Source organism: Leifsonia sp. McL0607 (genome assembly GCF_049993355.1).
Classification (GTDB): domain Bacteria; phylum Actinomycetota; class Actinomycetes; order Actinomycetales; family Microbacteriaceae; genus Leifsonia.
Genome location: NZ_CP188253.1, coordinates 289,427 through 315,726, shown reverse-complemented (window position 1 = coordinate 315,726; position 26,300 = coordinate 289,427). Strand labels below are relative to the sequence as shown.

Annotated in this window: 22 protein-coding genes and 1 tRNA gene; 14 read left to right on the top strand and 9 right to left on the bottom strand. The window is 69.0% G+C overall.

Going from position 1 to position 26,300, the window contains the following annotated elements; genetic code table 11:
* Positions 1-45: 45 nt before the first annotated feature.
* Genes metG through ACPPVW_RS01480 form a run of 4 tightly spaced genes read left to right on the top strand, consistent with a single transcriptional unit; the run spans position 46 to position 4,392 of the window.
* Positions 46-1,635 carry a methionine--tRNA ligase gene (metG, locus tag ACPPVW_RS01495; RefSeq protein WP_426624795.1) on the top strand — a complete coding sequence of 530 codons (1,590 nt, stop codon included), beginning with the start codon at positions 46-48 and terminating at the stop codon, positions 1,633-1,635.
* A complete protein-coding gene (locus ACPPVW_RS01490) occupies positions 1,632-2,561 on the top strand; it encodes a TatD family hydrolase (protein WP_426624794.1) in 930 nt (309 codons plus the stop codon). Before metG ends, ACPPVW_RS01490 begins: the two co-directional genes overlap by 4 nt.
* Positions 2,558-3,403 (top strand): 16S rRNA (adenine(1518)-N(6)/adenine(1519)-N(6))-dimethyltransferase RsmA, encoded by an 846-nt coding sequence (rsmA, locus tag ACPPVW_RS01485; RefSeq protein WP_426624793.1) that lies wholly within the window; start codon positions 2,558-2,560, stop codon positions 3,401-3,403. The genes ACPPVW_RS01490 and rsmA overlap by 4 nt, the downstream gene beginning before the upstream one ends.
* A 44-nt stretch (positions 3,404-3,447) precedes the next feature.
* Complete coding sequence (locus ACPPVW_RS01480; protein ID WP_426624792.1) at positions 3,448-4,392, top strand: 4-(cytidine 5'-diphospho)-2-C-methyl-D-erythritol kinase; 945 nt, start codon at positions 3,448-3,450, stop codon at positions 4,390-4,392.
* A gap of 202 nt (positions 4,393-4,594) precedes the next feature.
* Here the strand turns inward: ACPPVW_RS01480 and ACPPVW_RS01475 are convergent, their stop codons facing one another.
* Positions 4,595-5,125: a hypothetical protein gene (locus tag ACPPVW_RS01475; protein ID WP_426624791.1), complete on the bottom strand. Its 531-nt coding sequence runs from the start codon at positions 5,123-5,125 to the stop codon at positions 4,595-4,597.
* A gap of 144 nt (positions 5,126-5,269) precedes the next feature.
* Here ACPPVW_RS01475 and ACPPVW_RS01470 point away from each other — a divergent pair, with 144 nt between their 5' ends.
* Complete coding sequence (locus ACPPVW_RS01470) at positions 5,270-5,818, top strand: excalibur calcium-binding domain-containing protein (protein WP_426624790.1); 549 nt, start codon at positions 5,270-5,272, stop codon at positions 5,816-5,818.
* A 109-nt stretch (positions 5,819-5,927) separates the two neighbouring features.
* A complete protein-coding gene (locus ACPPVW_RS01465; protein ID WP_426624789.1) occupies positions 5,928-7,721 on the top strand; it encodes an ABC-F family ATP-binding cassette domain-containing protein in 1,794 nt (597 codons plus the stop codon).
* Positions 7,722-7,829: 108 nt separating this feature from the next.
* Here ACPPVW_RS01465 and ACPPVW_RS01460 read toward each other — a convergent pair whose 3' ends face one another.
* On the bottom strand, positions 7,830-8,366 hold the full coding sequence (locus ACPPVW_RS01460) for a GNAT family N-acetyltransferase (RefSeq protein ID WP_426624788.1): 537 nt from the start codon (positions 8,364-8,366) through the stop codon (positions 7,830-7,832).
* Positions 8,367-8,429: 63 nt separating this feature from the next.
* Between ACPPVW_RS01460 and ACPPVW_RS01455 the strand changes: the two genes are divergently transcribed.
* On the top strand, positions 8,430-10,031 hold the full coding sequence (locus tag ACPPVW_RS01455) for an acyl-CoA dehydrogenase family protein (RefSeq protein ID WP_426624787.1): 1,602 nt from the start codon (positions 8,430-8,432) through the stop codon (positions 10,029-10,031).
* A 43-nt stretch (positions 10,032-10,074) separates the two neighbouring features.
* On the opposite strand, the gene ACPPVW_RS01450 is transcribed toward ACPPVW_RS01455, so the two are convergent.
* Both ACPPVW_RS01450 and ACPPVW_RS01445 read right to left on the bottom strand, forming a co-directional pair.
* Positions 10,075-12,642, bottom strand: a complete 2,568-nt coding sequence (locus ACPPVW_RS01450) for a CDP-glycerol glycerophosphotransferase family protein (protein ID WP_426624786.1) — start codon at positions 12,640-12,642, stop codon at positions 10,075-10,077.
* Positions 12,643-12,703: 61 nt separating this feature from the next.
* Positions 12,704-13,234 (bottom strand): MarR family winged helix-turn-helix transcriptional regulator, encoded by a 531-nt coding sequence (locus ACPPVW_RS01445; protein ID WP_426624785.1) that lies wholly within the window; start codon positions 13,232-13,234, stop codon positions 12,704-12,706.
* An 81-nt stretch (positions 13,235-13,315) separates the two neighbouring features.
* On the opposite strand from ACPPVW_RS01445, the gene ACPPVW_RS01440 reads away from it, so the two are divergent.
* The 3 genes from ACPPVW_RS01440 to ACPPVW_RS01430 all read left to right on the top strand — a co-directional run bounded on the left by ACPPVW_RS01440 (position 13,316) and on the right by ACPPVW_RS01430 (position 15,855).
* Positions 13,316-13,387, top strand: a tRNA-Gln gene (locus ACPPVW_RS01440).
* A gap of 47 nt (positions 13,388-13,434) precedes the next feature.
* Positions 13,435-14,877 (top strand): bifunctional UDP-N-acetylglucosamine diphosphorylase/glucosamine-1-phosphate N-acetyltransferase GlmU, encoded by a 1,443-nt coding sequence (gene glmU / locus ACPPVW_RS01435; protein WP_426624784.1) that lies wholly within the window; start codon positions 13,435-13,437, stop codon positions 14,875-14,877.
* Positions 14,878-15,855, top strand: a complete 978-nt coding sequence (locus ACPPVW_RS01430; RefSeq protein ID WP_426624783.1) for a ribose-phosphate diphosphokinase — start codon at positions 14,878-14,880, stop codon at positions 15,853-15,855.
* Positions 15,856-15,927: 72 nt separating this feature from the next.
* Here ACPPVW_RS01430 and ACPPVW_RS01425 read toward each other — a convergent pair whose 3' ends face one another.
* Positions 15,928-16,275 (bottom strand): hypothetical protein, encoded by a 348-nt coding sequence (locus tag ACPPVW_RS01425; protein WP_426624782.1) that lies wholly within the window; start codon positions 16,273-16,275, stop codon positions 15,928-15,930.
* A 53-nt stretch (positions 16,276-16,328) separates the two neighbouring features.
* Here ACPPVW_RS01425 and ACPPVW_RS01420 point away from each other — a divergent pair, with 53 nt between their 5' ends.
* On the top strand, positions 16,329-16,694 hold the full coding sequence (locus ACPPVW_RS01420; RefSeq protein WP_426624781.1) for a hypothetical protein: 366 nt from the start codon (positions 16,329-16,331) through the stop codon (positions 16,692-16,694).
* Positions 16,695-16,910: 216 nt separating this feature from the next.
* Here ACPPVW_RS01420 and ACPPVW_RS01415 read toward each other — a convergent pair whose 3' ends face one another.
* Together ACPPVW_RS01415 and gndA are read right to left on the bottom strand one after the other, a co-directional pair.
* Positions 16,911-18,335: a glycosyltransferase gene (locus ACPPVW_RS01415; protein WP_426624780.1), complete on the bottom strand. Its 1,425-nt coding sequence runs from the start codon at positions 18,333-18,335 to the stop codon at positions 16,911-16,913.
* 159 nt (positions 18,336-18,494) lie between these two features.
* Positions 18,495-19,955, bottom strand: coding sequence for an NADP-dependent phosphogluconate dehydrogenase (gndA, locus tag ACPPVW_RS01410; RefSeq protein WP_426624779.1), 1,461 nt, complete (start codon positions 19,953-19,955; stop codon positions 18,495-18,497).
* A 163-nt stretch (positions 19,956-20,118) separates the two neighbouring features.
* Between gndA and ACPPVW_RS01405 the strand changes: the two genes are divergently transcribed.
* On the top strand, positions 20,119-21,042 hold the full coding sequence (locus ACPPVW_RS01405; protein ID WP_426624778.1) for an ABC transporter ATP-binding protein: 924 nt from the start codon (positions 20,119-20,121) through the stop codon (positions 21,040-21,042).
* Between the two features lie 8 nt (positions 21,043-21,050).
* Positions 21,051-21,926, top strand: coding sequence for a hypothetical protein (locus ACPPVW_RS01400; RefSeq protein WP_426624777.1), 876 nt, complete (start codon positions 21,051-21,053; stop codon positions 21,924-21,926).
* Positions 21,927-22,273: 347 nt separating this feature from the next.
* Here the strand turns inward: ACPPVW_RS01400 and uxaC are convergent, their stop codons facing one another.
* Complete coding sequence (gene uxaC / locus ACPPVW_RS01395) at positions 22,274-23,689, bottom strand: glucuronate isomerase (RefSeq protein WP_426624776.1); 1,416 nt, start codon at positions 23,687-23,689, stop codon at positions 22,274-22,276.
* Entirely contained in the window at positions 23,686-24,780 is a 1,095-nt protein-coding gene (locus ACPPVW_RS01390) for a LacI family DNA-binding transcriptional regulator (RefSeq protein WP_426624775.1), read from the bottom strand. Before ACPPVW_RS01390 ends, uxaC begins: the two co-directional genes overlap by 4 nt.
* A 148-nt stretch (positions 24,781-24,928) precedes the next feature.
* Between ACPPVW_RS01390 and ACPPVW_RS01385 the strand changes: the two genes are divergently transcribed.
* Positions 24,929-26,287: an ABC transporter substrate-binding protein gene (locus tag ACPPVW_RS01385; protein ID WP_426624774.1), complete on the top strand. Its 1,359-nt coding sequence runs from the start codon at positions 24,929-24,931 to the stop codon at positions 26,285-26,287.
* Positions 26,288-26,300: the final 13 nt, after the last annotated feature.

Here is a 26,300-nt window from a genome sequence, read left to right as displayed (position 1 = left end):
TAACAACGCCGGGCCACCCCTGAGCGCGCCCGTAGGATAGTCAGCATGTCCGACGGCTCCGCGTTCTACATCACCACGCCGATCTTCTATGTCAACGACGTCCCGCACATCGGGCACGCCTACACGGAGGTCGCCGCGGATGTGCTCGCGCGCTGGCACCGCCAGGCCGGCGACGACACCTGGCTGCTCACCGGCACCGACGAGCACGGGCAGAAGATCCTGCGCACCGCGACCGCCAACGGCACCACCCCGAAGGAGTGGGCCGACCGGCTGGTGACGAACGAGTGGCTGCCGTTGCTGAAGACCATCGACATCGCCAATGACGACTTCATCCGCACCACCGACGAGCGGCACGAGAAGAACGTCCAGAAGTTCCTGCAGAGGCTCTACGACGACGGCTTCATCTACGCAGGCGAGTACGAAGCCCTGTACTGCGTCGGGTGCGAGGAGTTCAAGCCCCAGAGTGAGATCGTCGACGGTACGGGGGAGTACGCCGGTCAGAAGGTCTGCGCTATCCACTCGAAGCCGCTGGAGCTGTTACAAGAGAAGAACTACTTCTTCCGTATGAGCGACTTCGCCGACCGTCTGCTGGCGCTCTACGAGGAGCGGCCGGAGTTCGTGCAACCCGAGTCGGCGCGCAATGAAGTCGTCTCGTTCGTCCGCCAGGGCCTCAGCGACCTGTCGATCTCGCGCTCGAGCTTCGACTGGGGCATCAAGGTGCCGTGGGACGAGTCGCACGTCGTGTACGTCTGGTTCGACGCGCTCCTCAACTACGTGACCGCGGTCGGGTACGGGCAGGACGAGACGAACTTCGAGCGGCGCTGGCCGGCGACGCACCTGGTCGGCAAAGACATCCTGCGCTTCCACGCCGTGATCTGGCCGGCCATGCTCATGGCTGCAGGCCTGGACGTGCCGCACCGCGTCTTCGGCCACGGCTGGCTGCTGGTCGGCGGCGAGAAGATGTCCAAGTCGAAGCTCACCGGCATCGCGCCGACGCAGATCACCGACACGTTCGGCTCCGACACGTTCCGCTACTACTTCCTGCGCGCCATCAACTTCGGCCAGGACGGCTCGTTCAGCTGGGAGGACTTGGCCGCGCGCTACCAGGCCGAGCTCGCGAACGGCTTCGGCAACCTCGCGTCACGCGTGATCGCCATGGTGACCCGCTACTTCAACGGCATCGTGCCGCCGGCGGCGACCTATGAGGAGGCCGACCTCCACGTGCAGCAGGTCATCGCGAAGGCGACGGCCGATGCCGATGCCGCGATGGGCAAGCTGGCAATCCACGACGCCCTCACGGCCGTCTGGACCATTGTCGACGAACTGAACGGCTACATCACCCTCCAGGAGCCGTGGAGCCTCGCGAAGGACGACGCGAAGCGGGAGCGCCTTCAGACCGTTCTTTACACGGCGGCGGAGGGTCTGCGCGCCCTCGCCGTGCTGCTTTCGCCGGTCATCCCGCAGGCGACCGCCAAGCTGTGGACGGCACTCGGCGTGACCGCAGAGCTCGGGTCGCTCGACGCCCAGCTGCTGCGCCGGGCCGGCGACTGGGGGCAGCTGCGCCCCGGCACCGAGGTCAACGGACTCGAGGCGCTCTTCCCCCGGATCGACGCGGACGCGGTGCCAGTGGCATGACCGACCCGGCGTTCATCCGGCAACGGCACGTCACCGACGGTCGCGACCTCGCGTACCCGCCGCTGCCGGAGGCGCTGGTCGTGCCCGTCTACGACAACCACACCCATCTGGAAATCGCCGATGGCGACGACCCCCTCGACTACCGGGAGCAGCTCGACCGCGCGTCGAGCGTCGGCGTGCGCGGGGTCGTGCAGGTCGGCAACGATGTCGAGACGTCGCGGTGGTCGGCCGAGACAGCGGCGATCGAGCCGCGCATGCTCGCCGCCGTCGCCCTCCACCCCAACGACGCGCCAGACTACGCCGAGCGCGGCGAACTCGACGACGCCCTCGCGATGATCGCCGAGTTGGCCGGCCGGCCGCGTGTGCGTGCCATCGGCGAGACCGGCCTTGACTTCTTCCGCACCGAGGAGGGGCCGCGCCGCGCCGCGCAGTTCGCGTCGTTCGAGGCGCACATCGAGATCGCCAAGCAGAACGACATCGCCCTGCAGATCCACGACAGGGACGCCCACGCGGCGGTCGTCGCGACGTTGAAGCGGGTGGGCGCTCCCGAGCGGACCGTCTTCCACTGCTTCTCGGGCGACGTCGAGCTGGCCGAGATCTGCGCGGAGAACGGCTGGTTCATGTCGTTCGCCGGAAATGTGACGTTCACGAACGCGCCCGGCCTTCGGGAGGCGCTGCGCGTCGCGCCACGGAATCTGATCATGGTCGAGACCGACGCGCCGTTCCTCACACCGATGCCGTTCCGCGGCCGCCCGAACGCGCCGTACCTCATCCCGCACACGGTGCGGTCGATGGCGGAGACGATCGGCACCGACGCCTCCACCCTCGCGGCGCAGATCAACTCCAACACCGAGCTCGTCTACGGGCGCTGGGACAGCGAGCCCGTCGGGCCTCCGCCGTCGGAGCCGATCGGGACGATCGCGTGAGCGAGCTGCGCCTGCTCGGCCCCGCCGAGATCCGCGACCTGGCAGAGCTCCTCGACGTCAGGCCCACCAAGAGACTCGGCCAGAACTTCGTCATCGACGCGAACACCGTGCGCCGCATCGTGCGGGTCGCGGAGGTAGTCGAGGGTGACATCGTGGTCGAAGTCGGCCCCGGACTCGGGTCGCTCACGCTGGGACTCCTGGAGACGGGCGCACGCGTCGTCGCCGTCGAGATCGACGGCAGACTGGCCGCCCAGTTGCCCGTGACGGTCGGGCAGCTCGCGCCCTCCGCCGTCGACCGGCTGACGGTCGTGCACCAGGACGCTCTGGCCGTGACCGACCTCCCCGAGAGCCCGGTCCGGCTGGTCGCCAACCTCCCGTATAACGTGTCGGTGCCGGTGCTGCTGCACTTCCTCGAGACGTTCCCGACTCTGCTCTCCGGCGTCGTGATGGTGCAGGCGGAGGTCGGCCATCGGATCGCCGCCGGTCCGGGCTCCAAGGTCTACGGGGCGCCGAGTGTGAAGGCTGCCTGGTACGGCGCCTGGCGCACGGCGGGGAATGTGAGCAGGCAGATCTTCTGGCCTGTTCCCAACGTCGACTCTGTGCTGGTCGCCTTCGATCGCCGACAGCAGCCGCGCGGCGGCGACGACCTCCGGAGGCGCACGTTCGCCCTGGTGGACGCCGCGTTCCAGCAGCGCAGGAAGACCCTCCGCCAGTCGCTCTCCGTCGTGTTCGGCGACCCGACGGCCGCCGCGACGGCATTGGAGGCGGCGGGCATCAGTCCGTCGCTGCGCGGCGAGCAGCTGGAGCTCGACGACTTCGTGAGACTCGCCGCCTCCGCGTGATCGGGTGGTCCGCGCAGCGCCCGCGCGGTGTGTAGGTTTGAGGCATGGTCGAGGCGGGTACGGGGTGGGACGTGGATGCCGTACATGTGCGCGCTCCGGGCAAGGTCAACGTGTTCATGCGCGTCGGCGCCGTGCGCGAGGACGGCTACCACGACGTCGCGACGGCGTACCAGGCCGTGTCCCTGTACGAGGACGTCCGGGCGTACCGCGCCGACGACTTCTCGGTGAGCTTCGCGGGCAGCGTCGACACCAGCGGCCTGGCGACCGACGGCTCCAATCTCGCGATCAAGGCGGCACGACTGCTCGCAAAGAAGACCGGGTTCACCGGCGGCGTGCGGCTCGAGATCGACAAGCACGTGCCGATCGCCGGCGGCATGGGCGGCGGTTCGGCCGACGCGGCAGCCACCCTCGTCGCGTGCGACGCGCTCTGGGGTACCGAGCTCGGCCGTGACGAGCTGATGGCGCTGGCCGCGCGCCTGGGAGCCGACGTGCCGTTCGCGCTTCTCGGCGGCACCGCCATCGGCACCGGCCGCGGCGACCGGCTCAGCCCGGCGCTGGCGACCGGCCAGTTCCACTGGGTGCTCGCCCTTCCCGAGGGCGAGCTCAGCACCCCGGACGTCTACAGCGAGCTCGACCGCCACCGTCAGCGCCACCTGGGCGAGATCGCTCCGGCCGAGCGCAGCCCGAGTGTCGACGCGCCCGTGCTGCACGCGCTGCGGGCGGGGGATCCGGCGATGCTGGCGGAGGCGCTCAGCAACGACCTCCAGGCGCCCGCCATCCACCTCGCGCCGAGCATCGCCGAGGTCCTTGAGGTCGGCGAGCTGAACGGCGCGCTGGCCGGGATCGTGTCGGGCTCGGGGCCGACCGTCGCGTTCCTCGCCGCCGACCTCGACAACGCGCTCGATCTGCAGATCGCGCTCAGCGCCTCCCGCATTCACGCGGTGCGCGCGACCGGTCCCGTCCACGGCGCCCGCGTCATCGGCGACTGACCGCCCGGCCGCTTCGCACGAAGGGTCGAGACGATTCGTCGGATGGAGTCGTATCCGTGCGATACGGGTCGTGCATCCCAGATGTTCAGCACGTTAGCGAGGCAGTGCCGCGTCCTCCTGGTGGGGGACGTCAAAACCGTCAACTCTTGACGGGTCGGTCGCTCTGGACGTGTCGGCGTCGAGAGCGCGTCCACCCGGTAGGTCAGCCAGCCCAGCATGGAGACGCGGGTCGCCGCCTTCTCAGCGGCAGGCGCGCGGCGATGGGGCCGACCACGGGAGCGGGGAGCGGGTCGCGCAGCACGGCGACGAACTCCGCCGCGGTGCGCATCGAGTCGTCCGCGCCCTCCGAGGCTGCGGAGATCGCGGGCGCGAGTGGGCATGATCGGTGTTGGGTATGCCCCAGCCGACGGGTGCTGTGTCTGGGCCGAAGGTGTCGTGCAGCTGCCCGAGGAGCACGCTGAGCAGCAGAGGAGCCCTGGGTCGCCTCCGTCAGTCGGGTCGCGGCACGCTGCGACACCGCGTGCCCCGGGATGTGCTCCGCCAACTCCTGGGTGTCCAACACGGCGAGCGGGGTCAGGTCGATGCGCGCGTGGTTGACCGACGACGCGGCGAGGTCTTCGAACAGCGCCGACGCGCTGTTCTGCTGCGGCCGCGTCGCCGCGGTGAAGAGGAAGCCTCTGTCCGACAGCCGGCGTACCACGAACCGCAGCGCGCGGATGGCTCGTAGACCCATTGCGCGTCGTCCCGCGCGGGTCGGGAAACCGGAGTGCGCGGTCGGTGCGTCGATCATCGCACAACCGTGCCCGCGGTCGATTCTCCCAAGGAGGCAGAGCGGACCGCTTGACGACATCGTGAAACGTAAGATATTTTAGCTGCAATGAAGGCAATGAAGGCAATGAAGGTCCTCTTTGTCCTCGCCGTGAGCTTTCCGCAGTTCGCTTGTTCGGCGGGCGCTCCTCCGGCCGCTGTACACTCGCCAGCTTCGAGCGCCGGTCTTGCGTCGGACGCGACCTCGGTCGTCATCCCCGACCTCTCGGGCCAAGACGGCGCCACTGCCGGTAAAGCCCTGAGAGCGCTGGGTCTCACCGTTGAATATCAGTCAGACTCAGGCAAGTCCGTAATCGTAGCCAGCAACTGGACGGTGCTCGCAACCCATCCTTCGGCTGGCTCACCGGCAATGTCTGAGTCGAAAATCACAGTCCACGTCGCCAAGCCGGCACGCACGTCAGCGCCTGAGTCTGCCATGCCGATTGCGCCGCCCGACCCCCCTGCACCTTCCGATCCAGAGCAGCCCGCTGTGCCCTCCAGCACCTGGTACGCGAACTGCGCTGAGGCTCGAGCGGCGGGCGCTGCTCCGATCTTTGTCGGCGAGCCGGGCTATTCCACGAAACTAGACCGCGACAAAGACGGCGTCGCGTGTGAATAGCAGCGACTCCCCGTGTGCGGCCATCGCGAGAATTCACTAGGCGAAGTTCTCACAGCGAAATCGTCGCCGCCCATACCCCACGCGGCGCGACGGTAGGCTGGAGGACCGTATGGCTCATCTCCTCGGCGCCGAGTCGCTGCATCTCGAATACCCCACGCGGGTCGTCTTCGACTCGGTGACCCTGGGCGTCTCCGAAGGCGACCGCATCGGCGTCGTCGGTCGCAACGGCGACGGCAAGTCGACCCTCCTGTCGCTGCTCGCAGGCCGTTTCGAGCCCGACTCGGGCCGCGTCACGCGTCGCCGCGACGTGACCGGCGGCATGCTCGACCAGCGCGACGACCTGCCGGACGCCCTCACCGTCGGCCGGGCCATCGTGGGCGACCGCGAGGAGCACCTCTGGGCCGGTGACCCGCGCGTGCGCGACGTGCTCGCCGGACTGGTCGCCGACATCCGCTGGGAAGCCACGATCGGTGAGCTCTCGGGTGGCCAGCGTCGCCGTGTCGCGCTGGCAGCGCTGCTGGTGCACGACCACGACCTGCTGTTCCTCGACGAGCCGACGAACCACCTCGACATCGAGGGCGTCGCCTGGCTCGCCTCCCACCTCATGCAGCGCTGGGCCTCCGGGTCGGGCGCGCTCGTCGTGGTCACCCACGATCGCTGGTTCCTCGACGAGGTGTCGACCTCCACCTGGGAGGTGCACGACGGTGTCGTCGAGCCCTTCGAGGGCGGGTACGCCGCCTACGTCCTGCAGCGCGTCGAGCGCGACCGCATGGCGGCGGTCGCCGAGACCAAGCGGCAGAACCTCATGCGCAAGGAGCTCGCCTGGCTGCGCCGCGGTGCTCCCGCTCGCACATCCAAGCCGAAGTTCCGGATGGACGCGGCAGCCGCGCTGATCGCCGACGAACCGGCTCCGCGCGACGCGGTCGAGCTGACGAAGCTCGCCACCGCCCGCCTCGGCAAAGACGTGGTCGACCTCCTCGACGTGACGGTCGAGTTTCCGCCGAAGACCGTGCTGCGCGACGTCGAGTGGCGCATCGCGCCGGGCGAGCGCACGGGCATCCTCGGCGTCAACGGCGCGGGCAAGTCCACCCTGCTCGGGCTCGTCGCCGGGACCGTCGAGCCGACGTCAGGACGGGTCAAGCGCGGCAAGACGGTCAAGATCGCCACCCTCACGCAGCAGCTCGACGAGCTCGACACCGTGCGCGACCAGCGCGTGAGCGCCGTGGTCGCCGACAAACGCGCGACCTACCTCGCCGGCGGCAAGGAGGTCACGCCCGGCCAGATGCTCGAACGCCTGGGCTTCACCAACGCGCAGCTCTCCACGCCGGTGAAAGACCTGTCCGGCGGCCAGAAGCGCCGCCTCCAGCTGCTCCTGATCCTGCTGGAGGAGCCGAACGTGCTCATCATGGACGAGCCGACCAACGACCTCGACACCGACATGCTGGCCGCGATGGAGGATCTCCTCGACGGCTGGCCCGGCACCCTGCTCGTGGTCTCGCACGACCGCTACCTCGTCGAGCGCGTCACCGACCAGCAGTACGCGGTGATCGACGGGGCGTTCCGGCACCTCCCTGGCGGGATCGACGAGTATCTTCGGCTACGGCGGGATCGGGGCGCGGCGCCGAGCGCGGCCGCTGCGGTCGGGTCGGCTCCGGCGTCCGCTGCCGCCCCCGCGCTCTCGGGCGCTGCGCTGCGCGCCGCCGAGAAGGAGCTGGCCTCCATCGACCGCCGCCTCGCGAAGCTGGCCGGCCAGGTCGCCGAGCACCACGAGTCCATCGCGCGCCACGACCAGTCCGACTACGTCGCCCTCGGCCGCCTCACCGAAGAGCTGCGCGCCCTGGAGGGCGAGATCGCCGACCACGAGACCCGCTGGCTGGAGCTGTCGGAGCAGCTGGAGGGGTGACACGCTCCTCGCTAGTGGAGGAGATGCACCGCACTGAGCTGCACGGCCGCAGCGAACGGACGATTTCCGCGTGTTCGGCGGCCGTATCTCCTCCGTTGCCCGTGGCGGCTATGGCCGCGCGAACAGCTCCATCCGCATGTTGTAGTATGCGTCGGTCGGGCCGAGCCGGCGCATCCCGATGCGTTCGCACACGCGCTGCGACGCCGTGTTCTCCGGGTAGGTGACGGCGATCACCCGGGGAAGGCCGCCCAGGAGCGCAGCCTCCAGGAGCGCACCCGCGGCCTCCGTCGCGTAGCCGTTGCCCCAGTGGTCCGGGTGGAAATGCCAGCCGATCTCGGTGTCGCCGGACGGCCGCAGCGGCTCGGTCGGCCCCGAGGCGGGGATCGGCTGCAGCATCACCGTGCCGACCGGCTCGCCGGAGGAGGCCAGCGACACTACACGGAAGGCCCGCAGGTCGTCCTTGAGCTCGCGCAGTCGGGCGACCCGTCTCGCAGCATCGGCCTGGTCGGTCATCACAGCGGGCGCGCTGCCGAGGAACCGCGCGACCTCCCATCGCGAGTAGAGGTCGAATGCGAACGCGGCATCGTCGTCGCGCCACGGTCGCAGCACGAGTCGGTCGGTCGTGAGCTCGGTCGGGATGTGCACGCGCCCACCTTAGCTCCGGGGGCAGTCGGAGCCCCGCCCGCACGCCCGCACTAAACTCGCCGCATGCCCACTCACACGGTCGTGAACCAGGCCCCGCCTCGCGTCGACGTCGACGAGTTCGCCGCGAACATCCCGCTGCGGGAGGCCGTCGAGCGCCACGACGCGGAGTGGGCCGTGCCCGACCTCGGGGCGGTCGGCCGCCTGGTCGGGTCGGCAGACTTCCAGGCGGACGCCGAGCGCGCGAACGTGCGCGAGCCGCAGTTGCGCACGTTCGACCGGTGGGGCGACCGCGTCGACGAGGTCGACTACGACGAGAGCTACCATCGCGTGATCCGGGAGGCCGTCGCCGCCGGCGCGCACACCTCCGCGTGGGCCGATCCGCGGCCGGGCGCGAACGTCGCCCGCGCCGCCACGTTCATGCTCTTCGCGCAGGTGGAGCCGGGGCACGCCTGCCCCATCTCGATGTCGCACGCGGCCGTCCCGGCGCTCGCGGCCTCTCCGGACCTCGCCGCCGAATGGGTGCCGCGGCTGCTGTCGCGGGAGTACGACGGCCGCCTGGGCGCCGGCAAGCCGTCTGCGCTGTTCGGCATGGCGATGACCGAGAAGCAGGGCGGCTCCGACGTGCGCGCCAACACGACCCGCGGGCTCGCCGACGGCGACGGGCGCTGGCTGCTGACCGGTCACAAGTGGTTCTGCTCCGCACCGATGTCCGACGCTTTCCTGGTGCTCGCCCAGACCGCGGGCGGCCTGAGCTGCTTCGTCGTGCCGCGCGTGCTGGAGGATGGGACGCGCAACGTCTTCCTCCTCCAGCGCCTGAAGGACAAGCTCGGCAATCGGTCGAACGCCTCCAGCGAGGTCGAGTTCGACGGCACGGTCGGCCACCTGCTCGGCGAGGAGGGACGCGGCGTGCGGACCATCCTGGAGATGGTCGACCGCACCCGGCTCGACTGCGTGCTCGGCACCGCGGCCGGGATGCGGCAGAGCGTCGCGGAGGCGGCGTGGCACGTGCGGCACCGGTCGGCGTTCGGCCGTCGGCTCGTCGACCAGCCGGCGATGACCGGGGTGCTCGCCGACCTGGCCCTGGAGTCGGAGGCGGCCACCGCCGTGGCGCTGCGGTTGGCGCGGGCGCACGACGACGACGCTCCGGAGGCCGACGTCGCCTTCCGCCGGCTCGCCACCGCAGTGAGCAAGTACTGGGTGTGCAAGCGCGGTCCGGGCCATGCGTACGAGGCGATGGAGTGCCTCGGCGGCAATGGCTACACAGAGGCGTTCCCGCTGGCCCGGCGTTATCGCGAGCAGCCGGTCATGGCCATCTGGGAGGGTTCGGGCAACGTGATCGCCCTCGATGTGCTGCGCGCGCTGGGCCGCGAGCCGGCGAGCGTGGAGGCCTTGGACAGCGAGCTCGCCGCCGCCCGCGGCGCGCATTCCGCGTACGACGCGCACCACGACGGGCTGCGGCGCACGATCGCCGACGCGGATGAGTCCTCGGCACGGAGCCTGGTCGCCGCTCTCGCCGTCGCCCTCCAGGCGTCGCTGCTCATCCGTCACGCCCCGGCCGCGGTCGCCGATGCGTTCGTCGCGTCGCGCCTCGGCCCCGGTCGCGGAGCACTCTACGGCGAACTGCCCTCCGGAGTCGACGCCGCAGCGCTCGTCGCGCGGGCCTGAGACAACCGTCGAGTACGTCGACTATCCGTGTATTCGGCGGATTTCAGCCGATTTTCTGCGTAGTCGACGGCTCGTCGGCGGGGGTGGGGGCGACGGGGGCCGCGGGAGCGGGGTCGGGGGCCGCGCCGATGGCACTGTAGAACTCGGCGACCGCCTTGCGGTTGTAGCCTGCCCAGTCGAAGTCGCCGGCGGGGACGTCTCCGCGCAGGAACGCGCGCAACCCGTCGGCGACCCCGTCGATCGACTGCGGCACAACCAGCCCGCTGCCCTTCGGCAGGGCGTTCTTCGCGGAGGCGAACTCGACGGTGACGATGGGCAGCTGCAGCACGAGTGCCTCCAGGATGACCATCGGCTGGCCCTCGTAGTCGCTCGACAGCACGAAGCAGTCCGCTTTCACCATGATGGCGTGCGGATTGCGCTGCATCCCCGTGAGGAACACCGAGCCTTGCAGCCCGAGCTCCGCGACCACGGCCTCCAGGTGGCCGGCGAGCGGGCCGGACCCCACGACCAGCAGTCGCGTCTTCGCGTTCTCGGCGTGCACGCGCCCGAACGCGCGGATCAGGCGCTCCTGGTTCTTCTCGGGGGACAGCCGGCCCACGTTCACGAAGGTGGTGACGTCGTCGTCCGGCGCCAGGAGCAGTTCCGCCCAGTCGGGGATGCTGCCGGTCTCCTCGTCGAAGGTGAGCTCGTGGAGGTCGGCCGCGGAGTTCTCGAGGATGTGCTCGGCGTCGACCGTGTTGAGCGCCGAGCGGAACTTCTCCGGTTCGGCGTATTGCGACAGGGAGGCGCGGTTCAGGTCGGAAAGCGTCGGCGAGACCGACACCAGGTGGTCGTACTGGGCATAGAGCGTGAACAGTTGAGTGAGCGAGTGCAGCATCCGCTGCTTGCCGTTCACCTCGCGGTGGGCATCGGCGGCGAGGTCGTTGTGCATCCAGATCGCGCGCTGCGCTTCGGGGGAGTGCAGGAGCAGGATCGCCCAGAACGGGCCGTAGCCGGAGAAGTCGACCACGTAGTCGAACCGGCTGTCGCCGAAACAGCGGTACCACTCGTCGTCCCAGAGCCGGTTCTGCGCCTCGGTCTCGGCGTGCTGTGCCGTGCGGCCGCGTCGGAAGTCGAGATGACGCGCCAGGTGACGCAGCTTCGCGCCGTTCATGCCTCCGACGCGGGGGAACTGCCGCACGGCCGGGTGGATCTGGCTCTGCTTGGCGATGACGGTCTCCGAGCCGCTCTGGGCGAAGAACGCGGACACGTCGTAGCGTTCGTGATCGAGGTTGTTGAGCAGGTTGAGGGCGGAGGTCGTGATCCCGTTCGGGCGCATGCCGCCCAGGTAGAGCAGGATCTTCTGGCGGCCGTCGTCATCGAGCGACGTGCGCAGACGGTAGCCCTCGCGCACGCCGCGGAACACGATGTCGACGACACGCTCGGAGGCCGAGCCGTCTTCGTAGGGGGTGAACCGGCGCTGCATGTCGAGGTAGAGCTCCCGCGACTCGGCCGGCACGCGATCGTCGTCGGCCGCGACCGCAGCGAGCGCGTCGCCCAGCTCGCGCGCCGACATGAGTGTCGGCCCCGGCCACTCGTCCGGTTCGAAGTAGAGTCCGCGCGTGCCCGCGTACTCGGCGAGGTCGGGTGTGAAGAAGAGGATCGGCCGGCCGGTGCGGAGGTAGTCGAAGAAGATGCTCGAGTAGTCGCTGACGAGGATGTCGGTGGCGCCGAGCACCAGGTTCGTCGGGATCTCGTTGGGGACGAGCATCCGTGCCAGCTCCGGGCGGTCGGCTGCAAGCGCGTGCACCGTCTGGTGCGTCTTGACGAGCACCGCGTAGCGGCTCGTGTCGATGCGCTGCTCCATCTCGTGGAGGTGCGCGAGGAGGGCGTCGAGGTCGTCCTCCGGCCGCCCGAACGTCTGGCCCTTCCAGGTGGGCGCGTAGAGGATGATCTTGCGGTCGCCGAGCGGGATGCCGGAGGCGACGAGGCGGCGCCGGACGTCGTCGCGCTGCGCGTCGTCGAGGAACTGCCGGTCGACGCGCGGGTAGCCTTCTTCGATGATCGTGCCGCGGTAGATGCCGTCGAGCTTGTACGCGCTCTGGTACATCTGGTCGGCCATGAACGGGTTGGCCGCCAGCAGGTAGTCGGCCTGCACGAAGTTGCGCACGATGTTGGCGGTCGCCAGCGCGCCGGCTTCGATGTCGTAGCCCATGCGCTTGAGCGGGGTGCCGTGCCAGGTGTTCAGATAGACCTGCCCCGCCCGCTTGGAGAAGTCGTACGGGAAGGTGGCATTGTTGACGAGATACTGGCTGGTGGCCAGGGCGCGGTAGTAGGCCGAGGAGCCGTAACGGACGAACGTCACACGGGGGTCGTCGGCGAACTCCTCCGCCGCTGCGCGGTACTGCTGCCGGTCGGACAGCGCCCAGATGTGGGTGAGGTGCTTCAGGTCGGGTGCGGCGAGCAGCTGCCGGAACAGCGCCTCCGGGTTGTCGAGCATCCCATTGCCCGAGAACGACTCGTAGAACACCGAGCCGAGGACGAGCGGCTGCCGGCGCCAGTGCGCGTGGATCTCGAAGCGTGCGGCGCGCTTCACGCGGGACGGCAGACGCTTCAAGCGGGAAATTCTCATCGGGGGAGAGTTTATGAGCGCGGGATAACAGTCTCCTGGGAAGCTCTCATGGTTAAGCTACTCACGCGCCCGCGTCGAACCCGAGGCTCAGCTTGCGCAGGAGGGCGGCCAACCGCTCCTGATCTCCGGGCGAGAGCGACTCGAGGAGGTCGGCCTCCGCGTCCACCAGCCGGGTGATCGCGGCGTCCACCCGGGCGAGCCCCTGGGCGGTCATCTGCACCAGGATCCCGCGACCGTCGTTGGGGTCCGTCCGGCGCTCGACAAGGCCGCGCGCCACAAGGCGGTCGATCCGGTTCGTCATGGTTCCGGACGACACCAGGGTCTGCTGGAGGAGCGACTTGGGGCTCAGCTGGAACGGCGACCCCGCACGACGCAGCGCCGAGAGCACGTCGAACTCCCAGGAGTCGAGCTCGGAACGCTCGAACGCGCTCCGGCGCGCCCGGTCGAGGTGACGGGAGAGGCGGTCGACGCGCGAGAGCACCTGCAAAGGCGAGAAGTCGAGGTCGGGACGCTCGCGGAGCCAGGCCCCGACGATGCGGTCCACCTCGTCGCGCGCTGCACTGCGCGCGTTCCCGTCCTGTGCGTCGGCCATCCCTCCATGCTATTCGGCCGCTCTCCCCGCTCGGCGGAACGCTCGGCCGAATCTGGCAGACTGTGTGTGCGCGTTGCGCGGTCCGCCTTGGTGTAATGGCAGCACGACAGCCTTTGGAGCTGTGAGGTCTAGGTTCGAGTCCTGGAGGCGGAGCGGCGTCTGCGGCCGAACCGACCCGTCACCACTGCACCGGGAGCATCATGACCGACCAGAATCTCGCCATCGTCGTTCTTGCGGCCGGGCAGGGCACACGGATGAAGTCCGCGACCCCCAAGCTGCTGCACCCGCTCGGCGGCCTCCCGGTCGTCGGACACGTGCTGGCGACCGCGCGTCAGCTCGACGCCGCCCGCGTCATCGCCGTGGTGCGGTACGAGCGCGACCGCCTCGCCGAGGTGATCGCCGCCGACCTGCCCGAGGCTGTCATCGTCGACCAGGACGAAGTCCCCGGCACCGGCCGCGCCGTGGAGCAGGCCGTCGAGGCCCTCCCGAGCGAATTCGCCGGCGACGTCCTCGTGGTCAACGGCGACGTGCCGCTCCTCGACGCCGCGACGCTGCGCGAGCTGGTGGCGGCCCACCGGGCGGGAGGCGCGGCCGCGACCATTCTGTCGTCGTTCCCGGCCGACGCCGCCGGCTACGGCCGCATCGTTCGGACCTCCGAGGGGCACCTCGACCGCATCGTCGAGCACAAGGACGCGACCGACGACGAGCGCGCCATCGGCGAGATCAATGCCGGCATCTACATCTTCGGGGCCGCCGCCCTCCGCGACATGCTTGCGAACGTGACGACCGACAACGCCCAGGGCGAGAAGTACCTGACCGACGTCATCGGTCTGCTGCGGGAGGCGGGCTTCGACGTCGACGCGCTGCCGGTGTCCGAGTCGTGGCTGGTCGAGGGCATCAACGACCGCGCGCAGCTCAGCGAGGCGGCCGCCCGGCTCAACGCCCTCGTCGTGCGCACCTGGCAGCTCGCCGGCGTCACGGTGCAGGACCCGGCGACTACCTGGATCGACGTCACGGCGACCCTGGAGCCCGACGTCACCATCCTCCCGGGCACCCAGCTGCGAGGAGCGACGGCTGTGCGCACCGGCGCCACCATCGGCCCGGACACCACGCTCCTCGACACCGAGGTCGGCGAGGGCGCGACCGTCACGCGCACCGACGCCACCCTCGCCGTGATAGGCGCCGGCGCCACCGTCGGGCCGTTCGCCTACCTGCGGCCCGGAACCGTCCTCGGCGAGAAGGGCAAGATCGGAACCTTCACCGAGACCAAGAACGCCGTCATCGGCGCCGGCACCAAGCTGGCGCACTTCAACTACGTGGGCGACGCGGAGGTCGGCGAGAAGGGCAACCTCGGCGCCGGCGTCATCACCGCCAACTACGACGGCGTGAACAAGCACCGCACGGTCATCGGCTCGCACGTGCGGATCAGCACGAACACGGTGCTCGTCGCTCCCGTTAGGATGGGTGACGGAGCGTACACCGGTGCGGGAACGGTCGTCCGGAAGGACGTTCCAGCTGGCGCGCTCGCCATTACGGTGGCGCCGCAGCGCAACATCGAAGGCTGGGTCGCCGAGAAGCGGCCGGGCACCGACGCCGCCCGTGCCGCTGAGCAGAGCACGGCTGCGGAAGAGAGCGGAGAGTAAGTGTCAGGGATCACCGCCACCGGCCAGAAACGGCTTGTTCTGATCTCGGGGCGCGCCCATCCCGAGCTCGCCGAGCAGATCGCCGAGTGCCTCGGCAGCGAGCTGGTGCCGACTGACGCCCGCACCTTCGCGAACGGTGAGATCTACGCGCGGTTCGACGAGAGCGTCCGCGGGTCGGACGCCTTCGTCATCCAGTCGCACACCTCGCCGATCAACGAGTGGCTCATGGAGCAGCTGATCATGGTGGACGCTCTCAAGCGCGCGTCCGCCAAGCGCATCACCGTGGTCGCGCCGTACTACCCGTACGCCCGCCAAGACAAGAAGGGCCGCGGCCGTGAGCCGATCTCGGCCCGCCTGATCGCCGACCTCTTCAAGGCGGCCGGCGCCGATCGCATCATGTCTGTCGACCTCCACGCCGCCCAGATCCAGGGCTTCTTCGACGGCCCGGTCGACCATCTGTTCGCCATGCCCGTGCTGCTGGAGCACATGCGGCGCGAGCTCGACCCGGCGACTCTCACCGTCGTCTCTCCTGACATGGGCCGAGTGCGCGTCGCCGACATCTGGAGCGACAAGCTCGGCGTACCGCTGGCGATCATCCACAAGCGCCGCGACCCGCTGGTCCCGAACCAGGTCTCGGTCCATGAGATCGTCGGTGACGTCAAAGGACGCGTCTGCCTGCTCGTCGACGACCTCATCGACACCGGGCGCACCATCGTCAAGGCGGCGGAGGCGCTCAAGGCCAACGGCGCGATCGGCATCGTCGTCGCGGCGACGCACGCGGTGTTCAGCGACCCGGCGGTAGAGCTCCTGCAGTCGGACGCGATCGACTCGGTCGTCGTCACCGACACTCTGCCGCTCCCGGCGCACAAGCGCTGGGACGGCCTCTCCGTGCTGCCGATCGCACCGCTGCTGGCCAACGCGATCCGGGAGGTGTTCACCGACGGCTCGGTGACCTCCATGTTCGACGGCGCCGCGTAGGAGACTTCCCTCGAAGGGCACGCAAATGCCCCTAAAACGGTGTTTTAGGGGCATTTGCACGCCCTTCGATAGCTACCGCAGGGCGTGCGGGGTCGACGGGATGAGGCCTAGCGGCGCCACGAAGGTGGCGTCGCCCTCCGTGTTGAGCGCGTAGCACTGCCAGCCGGGGCCGGCCGGCGCGAACAGCTCGAAGCGGGCTGAAGAGCTCACGGAGTCGGGCGCGTAGTGCCGGGCGTAGACCGCGCACGTGCCGGTCGCCGTGTCGGTCTGGATGCTGATCGTCAGCATGATCCCGGGCAGTACCAGGGTCGTGAGCGCGACGACGACGAAGACGCGCGTCGCGATCCTGCGGCGCCGCCCGCGCAGCGGTCGATCCGGCGGCTCGTACTCCGCCAGCTCCGGATGATCCTCGAACGTCACGCTTACGAGTCTGAGCCGCGCGTCCTGCGATTGCAACCGGGGCCGAACGGCCGATGATCCGCACGACCGACGCGCAGCGACGACAGGAGGACGCGTGCTCGACACGGATGAACTGGACTGGAGACCTGTCGAATAGGGGAGGTCAACACCTGTCGATCGGAGCGAAGCTCTTGGCAGCCGGGGGAGCGCTGCTGGTGATGGCCACGGTGGTCGGGGTGGGCTACTTCGAATGGTGGGGCGGCGACTCGGATGGGGTCTACCGCGCTTTCTATCCGTTGGTCTTCAGCTCGGGGGTCGTCTTTCTCGTCGCGTCCCGGATGCGCCCGCGTGCTCCGCACCCGCTGACGACGAAGGGCACGTCGTTGGCGCTTCCGAACGCGGAAAGCGACGACAACGTGCCCTTCGCCAGAGCTCGCTAGTGCGAGGAGCCCTCGGTCTCGATCTCGCTGAGGTCGCCCGGGCACAGCATGTGGAACGTGCCCTCCTTGTCGACGCGCTTGCAGGTGTGCGCGTCATGATCCTGTGGCGTCCCCCGCCCAGCGGTCGATCTGTCGGCTCGTACTCCGCAAACTCCGGGTGGTCCTCGAACGTCGCGCTTACGAGCCTGAGCCGCGCGCGATCGCTAGCGCGCGAGCTCACGAACTTTGGAGGGAGACCTCCACTTGCTTTCTCGTGCCCCAAGCGGACGATCGGAGCGTGATCAAGGCCCAGTACTGAAGGATCGGCCCGAGATAGATCATCAGCAGCGAGCAGACGGGCGCCAGCACGAGGTACTCGAGGAATTGCCTCAGCCCGGAGACGTCCGGTCTGCGAATGACTAGCGTACGTGCGAGGCGGAGGTACGAGAGCACCGCGATGTAGATGAGAAGCGGCCAGGGCAGTCGGCCCTCGATGAGCGGGTAGACGATGAGGCATGCCGGGAACACCACAGCGTTGAGCAGGAAGGTGATGTACTGACTCAGCACCAGCCACCACACGGATCGCGTCGGCGACTGGTGACGAAGGATCCAGAGCCCGCCCCACCAGAAGCTCTTCCACCAGCGGACTCGTTGACGCGTCAGGTGCGAGATTCTGTCGGGCATGAGGGTGTACGCCGCAGACGTCTCCTGGAAGACCGTTCGGCCGTGCAACGTCGCGAACTGGGTGAGCATTCGATCGTCTCCGAACTTGGCGAGCTTGCCGAAGACGCGTTGGGTCAGGTAGTCGAGGAGGTTCTCTCGGATGACCTCCGTGCGGTAGAACGCCAGGCCGCCGCAGTTGACGGCGACACCTTTCCAGGCCGACCAGGCCGCGCGGCCGTTGGTGAAGGACGAGACGAAGCCCAGCCCCAGCGCCCGCACTCTCCACTTCGCCCTGTTGAGGTCGAGCAGGAGGCCGGCGACCGACATCACTCGCTCGTCGGCGAACGGGCGCAGGCCCTCTTCGATCGCGTTGGGATCGAGCACGGTGTCGCTGTCGATCGTGATGAACACGTCGGTCACGTCCATGAGACTGCGGAACGCGACGGCCTGAGCCTCGCGCTTGCCGGCGTTCTGTTGATAATGATATTTCGCCACGATGCCTGCACTCGCGCCCGACGCGGCCCACTTCTCGAAGATCGCGCGACAGGCCAGGTCTTCCTGGGAACCATCCTCGATGACGTAGACGTAATCGGGACGGTGGCTCTGGTCGGAGATGCTCTCGAGGACACGCGCGAACGTGGTCGCATCCTCGTTGTACACCGGGATCACGACGCTCGATCGAAGTCCGGGCGGCACCGGGTCACGATAGACCGGGTTGAGGTGCGCGCTCACGAGGAGGAACAGCATCCAGATGAATGCGGTGAGGATGAGGGGGACCATCCAGATCTCGTACACGATGTGGGGGAGGTGGTAGTACCCGAACGCGGCGCCGATCAGCACGAGGACGATGGCGACTACGGTGTATGAGTGGCGTCGGGAGATACCCGCCGGCCTCGTCGGCCGTGCGAACCGAGGTTGTTGGCGTCGGTTGCGGTTGGCGACTGCCAGCCCGACGAGGATGAGCGCAAGCACGGCTCCAGCCGCGATCCACCAGAACACTGTTTCTCCTTTTTCCAGCGCCGTGGGGTGTGGCACTACAGATCAAACAATTAACATATCAGCTCCGGAAGGCTAGCGGGGGCTGGGGCGGAAAACACGAACGCCGCCGTCGACCGCTCGAGGCGATCGCGGCGGCGTCTGCGTCCGCATACTGTGCTGCTAGTGCGAGGAGCCCTCCGTCTCGATCTCGGTGCGGTCGCCCGACCACAGCGTGTGGAACGTGCCCTCCCTGTCGACGCGCTTGTAGGTGTGCGCGCCGAAGAAGTCGCGCTGACCCTGGACGAGCGCGGCGGGGAGGCGGGTGGAGGCGAGCGAGTCGTAGTACGACAGTGCGGCGCCGAAGCCGGGTACCGGCACACCGGAGAGCGCAGCGGTGGCGACGATGCGGCGCCAGGCGGCCTCGCCCTCGCGCACGGCGTCGGCGAAGTACGGGGCCTCCAGTAACGTCGCGATGTTCGGGTTTTCGTCGTAGGCGTCGGCGATGCGGTTGAGGAATTGGGCGCGGATGATGCAGCCTCCGCGCCAGATCTTGGCGATCTCGTCCTTGTTGATATGCCAGCCGTACTTCTCGGCGCCGGCGATGATCGCGTCGAAGCCCTGGGCGTAGGCGACGACCTTGGAGGCGTAGAGCGCCTTCGAGACGTCGTCGGCGAACGCGGCGACGTCGGCGGCCTTCTGCACCTCCGGACGCGACTGCACGGTCGCCTGCACGGCGGCGCGCTGCGCGGGCTTGGACGAGACCGCGCGGGCGAACACGGCCTCCGCGATGCCGCCGACCGGGATGCCCAGGTCCAGCGCGTTCTGCACCGTCCAGACGCCCGTGCCCTTCGAGCCGGCCTGGTCGAGCACGATGTCGACGAACGGCTTGCCGGTCTCGGCGTCGACCTCGCGCAGCACCTCGGCGGTGATCTCGATCAGGTACGACTCGAGGTAGCCGTTGTTCCACTCCGCGAACACGTCGGCGATCTGCGCGGGCGTCCGGCCCCCGATGGTGCGCAGCAGATCATAGGCCTCGGCGATGAGCTGCATGTCGGCGTACTCGATGCCGTTGTGGATCATCTTGACGAAGTGGCCGGCGCCGTCGGTGCCGATGTGGGTCACGCAGGGCTCGCCCTCGGCGACCGCGGCGATGGAGGCCAGGATCGGGCCGAGCGTCTTGTACGACTCCTCGGTGCCCCCCGGCATGATCGACGGGCCCTTGAGCGCGCCCTCCTCGCCGCCGGAGATGCCGGTGCCGACGAAGTGGATGCCCGTGGCCGCGACCCGCTTCTCGCGCTCGATGGTGTCGAGGAAGTTGGCGTTGCCGCCGTCGACGATGATGTCGCCCGGCTCGAACCGCTCCACCAGCTGGTCGATGACCGCGTCGGTGCCCCTGCCGGCCTGCACCATGATGATCGCCGTGCGCGGCTTCGAAAGCGAGGCGACGAAGTCGTCGATCTGCTCGGACGAGACGAAGCCGGCCTCGGGATGGGCGTTCACCAGTTCCTCGGTGCGGGCGTAAGTGCGGTTGTAGACGGCGACCGTGTTGCCCTCGCGCGACGCGAGGTTGCGGGCGAGGTTGGACCCCATCACGGCTAGACCGACGACTCCAATGTTGGCCTTGGCATGGTTCTCAGGCACGGAGGACTCCTTCGTTGAGCGTGTTTGGACCAGCGTAGCCTGACGCCGTCACGGCGAGCTGGTGTATGACGGCCACTCCGCGGCGGGATGTGGGCCGCTGGGCCCAGGCGCCTCATCCGGCAGAATCATGCATGTCAGATGTTCCATCGCTATGGTTGAACGCATGATCGAGGTTCACGCGCTGTCCAAGTCGTTCGGCGCCAAGCGCGCGGTTGACGACGTCTCGTTCGCGGTTCGTCCCGGAATGGTCACGGGCTTTCTCGGGCCGAACGGCGCGGGCAAGTCCACCATTATGAAGATGATCCTCGGGCTGGAGCGGCCCACGTCGGGATCGGCGGAGATCGGGGGGATGCCGTACGCGAAGCTCGCCGCCCCGATGAGCGAGGTCGGTGCGCTGATCGACGCGAGCTGGGTCCACCCCGGCCGCTCGGCGAGGAGCCATCTGCGATCGGTGGGCCTGACCCAGGGCCACGGCCGCCGCAGGGTCGAGGAGGTACTCGACCTGACCGGCTTGACTCAGTCGGCATCGAAGCGCGTCGGTACCTTCTCGCTCGGGATGAAGCAGCGGCTCGGCCTGGCTACGGCACTTCTCGGCGACCCCGGGGTGCTCATCCTCGACGAGCCTGTGAACGGTCTCGACCCCGACGGTGTGATCTGGATCCGTACCTTCCTGCGCGAGTTGGCGGCCGAGGGGAGGACGGTCCTCTTGTCCTCCCATCTCATGAGTGAGATGGAGCAGACGGCGGACCGGATCATCGTCATTGGGCGCGGGCGGCTCATCGCCGACGAAACGCTCGGCGAGCTCGTCGGAGGCCGAAACGAACGGGCGGTCGTCGTGCGCAGTTCGCAGCTCTCGGTGCTGGTGGACGCGCTCCGCCGCGACGGCGCGTCGGTGACGGCCGAGGGCGACGACGCTGCGCGGGTGGCGGGCTGGACGACGGACGCGGTCGGCGAGGTTGCGTCCGCGGCGAACGTGACACTTCATGAACTGCGCTCGATCGAGGCGAGTCTTGAGGACGCGTATCGACGAATCGTCGCCGACGACGTCGTACACGCCGCGGGCGCACGGACGGAGAGTAAGGGATGACCACGGGAATGACCACGGGGACAGAGAAGTCGGCGACGACGAAGAGGGCGATGACCGAGCCGATGACTCACGAGACGACGAGGAGCGGGAGATCGCGGTCCCGGCAGGGGCACGGGATCTCGGTGATCGGTGTGATCCGCTCGGAGACGATGAAGCTGCTGACGCTGCGATCCAACGTGATCACCCTGCTGGCCTTCCTCCCCTTGAGCCTGGCGTTCGTCGGGCTCACCATCTCGGACAAGCTGGACGTGGTCACGTCGGATCCGACAGGGAACCTGAGCCTGATGACCACGGCTCTCTCGAGTGCGGTTCAGTTCGGCTGGCTGCTCGTCCTCATCGTCGGTGTGCTGGCCATCAGCGGCGAGTATTCGACGGGCCAGATCGGCGCCACGCTCGGCACGGTTCCGCGAAGAGGGGTCGTGATGGGCGGCAAGCTGGTGGCCGTCGGCCTCGTCGTGTGGACGGTCGGGTTTGTCGGCGTCCTCCTTCCCGCCCTCTTCGCCGTCCCGCTGTTCTCCGGGGCAGGCCCCCTGCCCGCCGTCGGCACGGTGGTCGGCGCAGTCATGGCCGTGGCCGTCGGCGCAGCCACGGGCATGACCGTTCTCGCGCTTCTCGCGTTGTGCATCGGGGGCGTGCTGCGCAGCATCGCGTTCTCGGTCGCCGCCGCGTTCGGCCTGATCCTGGTTCTGCCCGGCCTTCTCGGCCTGGCCCCCGTCGAGTGGGTGCGCGATCTGGTGACCTACACGCCGTCGATGAACGCGCGGGCTCTCATCGAGGACGTTCCGGGGGGAACCTCGCTCGGGACAGCGCTCGGCATTCTGGCGGGACTGCTGGTCGTCGGGGTCGTCGCCTGGGCGATCTCGCTCCTGCGCCGAGACGCGTGAACCGAATGGTGTCGCGATTGCATGTTGAGTGCGGTCACATCCGAGTGGTCCTCGTGTAGCGTGCGTGACCTGGCATTACGTGGCTGACCGAGTTTCCTCAGTCTTGTCACGTCGTGGAAGGGCGCTTGGTTGGTGCGGACACACTTTCGGTTGTCATTCCGAGGACCTGAATGCAGGCTGGCAGTGTCGTCGTCGTCGATTGTGGCCGTCCCGTCCAGGTGCAGACGGATCTTGAGCCAGTGCTGAGCGATCCAACCGTCTCGCTCTGACGCATCACCTGACAGGACGGTCACCGCACCTGCACCGCGAGCGGCCGCGCCACGACCATCGCCGAGCCGCACGGCGCCTCAGCCGAGCCGGAACGTGCCGCGGGGGATGTCGTCGACCAGCTGGTGGGCGATCGCGAAGGCGTCCTCCTCGGCGAGCTGGTGGGTGACCACGAGCGAGGCCAGGAACGAGGCGTCCACCCGGCGGGACATGTCGTGGCGGGCCGGGATAGAGCAGAACGCACGGGTGTCGTCGATGAAGCCGCTGGTCTTGGCGAAGCCCGCGCTGTCGGTGATCGCCCTGCGGTAGCGGAGGATCGCGGCCGGGGTGTCGAGGAACCACCAGGGCGCTCCGGCGTAGACCGACGGGTAGAAGCCGGCGAGCGGAGCGATCTCGCGCGCGAACGTGGTCTCGTCGACCGTGAAGAGCACGAGCCGGAAGGTCGGATCGGTGCCGAAGTCGCGCAGGATGGGCGTGAGCGGCTCGGTGAAGGCCCCGACAGCCGGGAGGTCGTGCCCGGTGTCGGGGCCGTAGGCCTCGAACGTCGGACGATGGTGGTTGCGGTGCACGCCGGGGTGGAGCTGCATCACGAGTCCGTCGGCGGCGGCCATCTCGGCGAGCCGGTAGAGCATGTTGCGGCGGTAGGCGACGGCCTCGGCCGCGGTCAGCGAGCCGTCGAGCGCTGCGCGGTGGATGCGGGAGGCCTCTGCTTCGTCGAGCGGGTCGCTCCCGGCGTCGAGGACGCCGGTGTCGGTGGCTGTGCCGCCCGCGGCCGCGAACGCTGCGCGCCGCACGCGCAGCGCCTCCAGCAGTCCGGCGTAGCTGGAGGTGTCGACGTCCGCGCGTTCGGCCAGCGTCTGCAGCCGGCCCGCCCACCCCGACTCGTCCGGGTGCATGTAGCGGTCGGCACGGAAGGTCGGGATCACGCGGCCGGTGAAGGTCGGGTCGGCGGCGAGGCGCGCGTGCGCCTCGAGGTCGTCCGCGGGGTCGTCCGTCGTTGCGAGCACGGCGATGCGGAAGCGGTCGAACAGCGCGCGCGGCCGGAACTCGGCGGACGCCAGGGTGGCCTCCAGCTGGTCGTAGAGCGCGTCGGCGTTCGCGGCGGACGGTTGCTCGGTGAGCCCGAAGACCTCGCTGAACTCCGATTCGAACCAGAACCGCACGGGCGTGCCGCGGAAGGCGTCCCAGTGCTCGCACAGCGTGCGCCAGATCGCGCGGCCGGAGGCGGGGGAGGGGACGCCGTCGCGCGCGAGGCCGAGCGCGTCGAGCGGCACGCCGACCGCGTGCAGCATCCGGGTGACGTAGTGGTCGGGCGTGATGAGCAGCGCGGCCGGGTCGGGGAACGGCTGGTCGTCGGCAAGTATCGCTGCGGGCACGTGCCCGTGCGGCGAGTAGATCGGGGCCCCGGCGACGGCCGCGTGCAGGCGGCGCGCGAGGTCGCGCTCGGCGGGGTCGGCGGGGAACAGTCGGTCCGGATGCGGGGCGAGCGCGGTCATCCTCGTCCTTTCGGCGGAGTGGGGTCGGCGGTGGCGCCGGGGTTGGTGGAAGACACGGTGGAAGCGGGGCGGGCCGGGCCGGTGGAGGCGCGGACCGTGAGATGGGTGGGGAGGGTGGCGCTCTGCCGCGCGACCGGCGCGGCTCCGTCCTCCAGGCGCGCGAGCAGCATCGCGACGGCCGTGCGGCCCGCCTGCTCGATCGGAGCGGTGAGCGTGGTCAGCGGCGGGTTGCAGAAATCCGCGCCGAAGATGTCGTCGCAGCCGACGAGGGAGACGTCGCCCGGCACACCCACTCCGCGCTCGCGGAAGCGCGCCAGCATCCCGATCGCGAGGAGGTCGTTGAAGGCGATGCACGCGGTGGAGCCGGCGTGCAGCACCGCGTCGGCCGCCGCGGCTCCCGCGTACTGCCGTGGCGCGAACGGGCCCACGCGCGCTGCCTTCACGCCGTAGCTTTCCGCGGCCCGGGTGAGCGCGCGCCAGCGGCGCTCGTTCGACCACGAGGTCTCCGGGCCGGACGCGTAGACGATCTCGCGGTGCCCGAGCGACACCAGGTGGCCGACGGCCTGCTCGACGCCGTTGGGCGTGTCGATGAACACATTCGCGACTCCTCGGGTCTGACGGTTGATCGCCACCAGCGGCACCTCGTGGGCCAGCGCCGTCAGCCGGCGGTCGGTGAGGCGGGAGGCGGCCAGGATCGCGCCGTCGAACGACGGACGCAGCTTGTGCAGCATCCCGTCCTCCAGCTCGTCCGACTCTTCGGTGTCGACGAGGAGCTGCGTGTAACCGGCTGCCTTCAGCTGCTGCTGGGTGCCGCGGATGATCCCGAAGTAGAAGGGGTTCGTGACGTCGGAGACGAGCACCGCGATCGCCCGCGTGCGCCCGCTGGTGAGCGCTCGTGCCTGCGAGTTGGGGATGTAGTTCAGCTCGTGGGCGGCGCGCTCGATGCGCTCGCGGGTGACGGCGTTGACGCGCCCGGGATTCGAGAGCGCACGCGACACGGTCGAGGCGGCGACTCCGCTGAGCGCGGCGACGTCGGCGAGGGTGGCAGGACGATCCGATCCCGACGGATACCCGCGAAGCTGAGGGCTCATGCGCCCATCACAGCACACGATGGCAAATCATGGCAATCGTTTGCACTTGCATTGCCATCTTCCCTAGGCTCGGCCGCAGCCCTCCGGCGCGCACCACATCCAGGGGGCATGATCCGCACGATCACCGTCCTCAAAGGAGAGTCACACGATGAGATCACGTTTCGCGCTGGCAGCGGTCGCGGGCATCGCCGCGGCAGGCCTGGTCCTGACCGGATGCTCCGGCGCCGGCGGCAGCAGCACCGCGAGCAGCGGCAAAGTCGACGGGGCGGGCAAGACCCTCGACGTCATGATCGCCGCCAACACCCTGTATCCCACCGAGCAGCAGCAGTGGTTCAAGGACGTCTCGGCCCAGTTCCAGAAGGAGACGGGCGCCACCGTCAAGTTCGAGACCTTCGCGTCGGCCAACGACGAGCTGACCAAGATCCAGACCTCCGTGCTCAGCGGCCAGGGGCCCGACATCTACAGCCTGGGCACGACCTTCACGCCGACCGCGTACTCCACGGGGGCCTTCGCCAAGCTGACCGACGCCGACTGGGCGAAGGTCGGAGGCCGCGACCGCTTCGTCCCGGCAACGCTCGGCATCTCCGGCCCGGACGAGAAGAACGAGGTCGGCATCCCGTTCCTCAGTCGACCGTTCGTGATGGCCTACAACACGGACCTCCTGGCAGCCGCCGGCATCGACAAGCCAGCGACCACCTGGGACGGCCTCGCCGAGCAGGCCAAGAAGCTCACCTCCGGCGACGTGCACGGCATGGCGGTCGCCTACGCCGACAGCTACGACCCGTGGAAGTTCGTCTGGGCGATGGCGATGCAGCAGGGCAACACCATCCTCGACGTCAAGACCAAGAAGGCGACGATCGACGACGCGGCGGTCAAGAAAGCCTACGAGACCTACTTCGGCTGGCTGACCGACGACAAGGTCGTAGACCCCGCCGCGATCGGCTGGAAGAACGCGCAGGCGGTCGCCGCCTTCGCGAACGGCAAGGCCGCCTTCCTGCCGATGGTGTCCTCGTCGTCGCAGGTGTCGCTCGACAAATCGGCTGTCGCGGGCAAGTACGCCTATGCGGTCATGCCGACCGTTCCTCCGGGGGCGACGGAGTCGCCGAGCGACGGCAAGGCCGCTGCCACGATCATCTCCGGCGACAACATGGTCGTCGCCAAGTACTCGAAGAACCAGGATCTGGCCTTGGCTCTGGTGAAGATGCTCACGAGCACCGACAACCAGGTGAAGTACACCAAGATCTTCGGCGACCTGCCGACCAACGCCGAAGCAGCCAAACAGGTCGAGCAGGGCAACCAGCTCCTCGCGCCGATCCTCGCCGCGGGCACCAAGGCCTATGGCACTCCCTTCACCGGAGCCTGGGGCGACACCCAACTGGCGCTCGTGAACGTCGTGGTCCAGTCCATCCCGGCCCTGTCCTCCGGCAAGGTCTCGTCCTCGGATCTCGAAGCGAAGCTGAAGACGGCGCAGGAGACCGCACAGAACGCCCTCACCAAGTCGAAGTGACGCGAGGCCTCTC